The organism is Cupriavidus sp. 05T313, assembly GCF_056396665.1.
This window is the reverse complement of sequence record NZ_JBFTLX010000441.1, coordinates 1-2,800: the sequence shown is the minus strand read 5'-3', so window position 1 is coordinate 2,800 and position 2,800 is coordinate 1. Positions and strand designations below refer to the sequence as shown.

The following is a 2,800-nucleotide window of genomic DNA, read 5'->3' as shown; positions in this document are numbered from 1 at the left end:
CGCCCGACCAGGGGCAGCGTCAGTTGCATCACGCCGGCCATTGGCAGCGAGAATTGGTCTGGTAGTTCTGAGTCGCTGCGCGAAACCTTGAGCCGGATGCCGCGCGAGGCGCCGGGGGTGAGTTCGATTACGCCCTTGCGGGCCAGAGCCCTCAGGTGTTCCTCGGCAGCATTGGGCGATGAGAAGCCGAACTTGGCGGCGATCTCGGCGCGTGTGGGCGGAAAGCCCGTGTGCTGGAGGCTGCTGCGAATCAGATCGAAAATCTGCTGCTGTCGCGGTGTCAGGGTCGCCATGGTCGCCGTGTTGGAAAGCACTGTATGTTTAAACAGTATGCTGTGATTTTATACAGTATCGAGTGAAGTGCAAGCGGAATTTTGGGAGTTTGCGCATCGACAGGTGCGTCAGGCGAGGCTCACCGCGCCGTGCGGCGTGAGCCTGGGCGTTACAATTCGCGGCACTTGCAGCCTAATTTTTCGCTCGCTGCTTAACCTTTCTGGCTTTCGATCTCTATCTCGCCATGTCCCTCCTGCCTCGTGTCGTCGTGCTTGCTACCGGTGGCACCATTGCCGGTTCTTCATCCAGTGCTGCCAGCAGCGCGAAGTACCAGGCGGCCACGGTGCCTGTGACGGCGCTGCTTGATGCTGTGCCGGCGCTCGGTGCCGTGGCCCGCGTCGAGGCGGAGCAGGTGGCGCAGGTGGATAGCAAGGACATGTCGTTCGTCCTCTGGGCCCGGTTGGTTGAACGCGTTGCGTTCTGGTCTGCGCAGGCCGATGTGGCGGGCATTGTGATTACCCATGGCACCGATACGCTGGAGGAGACGGCAATGCTGCTGCATCTGGCATGGGTGGGCACGGTGCCGGTGGTGCTGACGGCGGCGATGCGGCCTTCGACCTCCCTGTCGGCCGATGGTCCCTTGAACCTGCTGGACGCGGTACGGGTGGCTGCCAGCGCCGGGGCGGCGGGCAAGGGCGTGCTACTGGTGATTAATCAGGAAATCCATGCCGGGCGGGATGTGGTGAAGGGACATACGTCAGCGGTCAACGCTTTTGTGTCGCCGCTGGCTGGCCCGATCGGGTTCGTGCAGGACGACCTCGTGCGATTTGTCCGTGCGCCCCGGCTGTTGCCGGACCGGGCCTGGGCCGTGCCGTGCAAGTGGCCGCAGGTGGAGATTATTGCTAGTTACGCGGAGCCCGGCCGGTTGGTGGTGGATGCTTTGGCGCAGGCAGGTGTGGCGGGGCTGGTCGTGGCGGCCGCAGGCAACGGGTCGGTTCACCAGTCGCTGGTCGATGCGCTGGTGGACGCGGCCGGGGCGGGAGTGGCCGTGGTGCGTAGCTCGCGCACCGGGGCAGGGCATGTGGCAATGCCGGCACCTCCACGACCGGCTTCAGGTGCCTTCGTTTCTGCAGGCGATCTCAATCCATATAAGGCGCGCGTGCTCCTGATGCTGGCCCTGGCGACAACGCCCGGACTGGCTGCGGATCCCGCTGCGTTGCAGGCGCTCTTCGCCGAAAACTAAGGCGGCTTGCTCCAAAAGGCAAAAGCACGCTATACTTTAAGGCTATCCAACCTTGCTGCACCGGACATGGCGCCCGGGCGGCTTATCCAAAAGGAGCGTCAATGCGTCATTACGAAATCGTATTTATCGTCCATCCGGACCAGAGCGAACAAGTTCCGGCCATGATCGAGCGTTACAAGACGCTGGTCACGTCGCAGGAAGGCCAGATCCACCGTGTGGAAGACTGGGGCCGCCGTCAGATGGCCTACATGATCCAGAAGCTGGCCAAGGCTCACTACGTTTGCCTGAACATCGAATGCGGCAAGGAAACCCTGGCTGAACTCGAACACGCGTTCAAGTTCAACGACGCGGTGCTGCGCCACCTCATCGTTCAGACCAAGAAGGCCGAAACCGCACCGTCCCCGATGATGAAGGAAGTGCAGCGCGAAGAAGCCCGCAAGGCCGCGCAACAGACCAGCGAAGTCCAGGCCGCCTAAGTGCGGACTGTTGTGGTTGCCGTGGGCGTTGAACGCCGCGGCGGCAAGTGCGGGCATCGGTGCGGGAGAGTGCGTTGAACCAGCTAAGGCTCTGCGCAACGCTCGCGGAACGCGATGCCTTGCGTTACACCCCGGCCGGGGTCCCCGTTGTCAACTGCATCTTGYAGTACGCGGGCGAGACGGTCGAGGCGCAAACGCCCAGGCAGGTGGAATTCGCCATCGCCGCCATGGGAATCGGTCAGATCGGCCAGCGGCTTGAGCGGACTCCGCTCGGCGCGATGCTCGACTGCGAAGGATTCCTGGCCCGCAAGCACCGCAACAGCAAGGCTCTCGTCTTTCACATCACTGGATGTAAAGCATTCGAAAAGGATTGAATCATGGCATTCGTCAAACGTGACAACAAGAACAAGAAGCGCTTCCAGCAGCAAAACCCGCTGTTCAAGCGCAAGCGCTTCTGCCGCTTCACCGTGGCTGGCGTGGAACAGATCGACTACAAGGATCTGGACACCCTGAAGGATTTCATCGGCGACAACGGCAAGATTACCCCCGCCCGCCTGACCGGCACCAAGGCGCACTATCAGCGTCAGCTCGATACGGCTATCAAGCGCGCGCGTTTCCTCGCGCTGATGCCTTACACCGACCTGCACAAGAACTGATCGGCCCTAGGTCCGTTAAGGAGAAAACACGATGCAAATTATTCTGCTTGAGAAAGTCATCAATCTGGGCAACCTGGGTGACATCGTTCGCGTGAAGGACGGCTATGCCCGTAACTTCCTGATCCCGAACAAGAAGGCCCGCCGTGCTACCC

At 61.6% G+C, this 2,800-nt stretch carries 5 protein-coding genes and 1 pseudogene; 5 read left to right on the top strand and 1 reads right to left on the bottom strand.

Features of this window, described 5'->3' with window-relative positions; translation table 11 throughout:
• Window positions 1-293, bottom strand: a 293-nt coding sequence (locus tag AC1DKD_RS40540; protein ID WP_477144673.1) for a LexA family protein, incomplete at its 3' end; no start/stop codon positions are given.
• 224 nt (window positions 294-517) lie between these two features.
• Here AC1DKD_RS40540 and AC1DKD_RS40535 point away from each other — a divergent pair.
• The 5 genes and pseudogenes from AC1DKD_RS40535 to AC1DKD_RS40515 all read left to right on the top strand — a co-directional run.
• Window positions 518-1,516, top strand: a complete 999-nt coding sequence (locus AC1DKD_RS40535) for an asparaginase (RefSeq protein ID WP_441630792.1) — start codon at window positions 518-520, stop codon at window positions 1,514-1,516.
• A 101-nt stretch (window positions 1,517-1,617) separates the two neighbouring features.
• Window positions 1,618-1,992, top strand: a complete 375-nt coding sequence (gene rpsF / locus AC1DKD_RS40530) for a 30S ribosomal protein S6 (RefSeq protein ID WP_006163598.1) — start codon at window positions 1,618-1,620, stop codon at window positions 1,990-1,992.
• Between the two features lie 74 nt (window positions 1,993-2,066).
• Window positions 2,067-2,366, top strand: coding sequence for a primosomal replication protein N (priB, locus tag AC1DKD_RS40525; RefSeq protein WP_477144672.1), 300 nt, complete (start codon window positions 2,067-2,069; stop codon window positions 2,364-2,366).
• Between the two features lie 3 nt (window positions 2,367-2,369).
• Window positions 2,370-2,648, top strand: coding sequence for a 30S ribosomal protein S18 (gene rpsR / locus AC1DKD_RS40520; protein ID WP_006163606.1), 279 nt, complete (start codon window positions 2,370-2,372; stop codon window positions 2,646-2,648).
• Between the two features lie 31 nt (window positions 2,649-2,679).
• Window positions 2,680-2,800, top strand: a pseudogene (locus tag AC1DKD_RS40515) (50S ribosomal protein L9); the annotation flags it as partial.

What these genes read in the sequence shown, in the direction of transcription:
- rpsF (WP_006163598.1), top strand. Translation starts at nt 1,618, where the DNA reads ATGCGTCATTACGAAATCGTATTTATCGTCCATCCGGACCAGAGCGAA.
- rpsR (WP_006163606.1), top strand. Translation starts at nt 2,370, where the DNA reads ATGGCATTCGTCAAACGTGACAACAAGAACAAGAAGCGCTTCCAGCAG.
- AC1DKD_RS40535 (WP_441630792.1), top strand. Translation starts at nt 518, where the DNA reads ATGTCCCTCCTGCCTCGTGTCGTCGTGCTTGCTACCGGTGGCACCATT.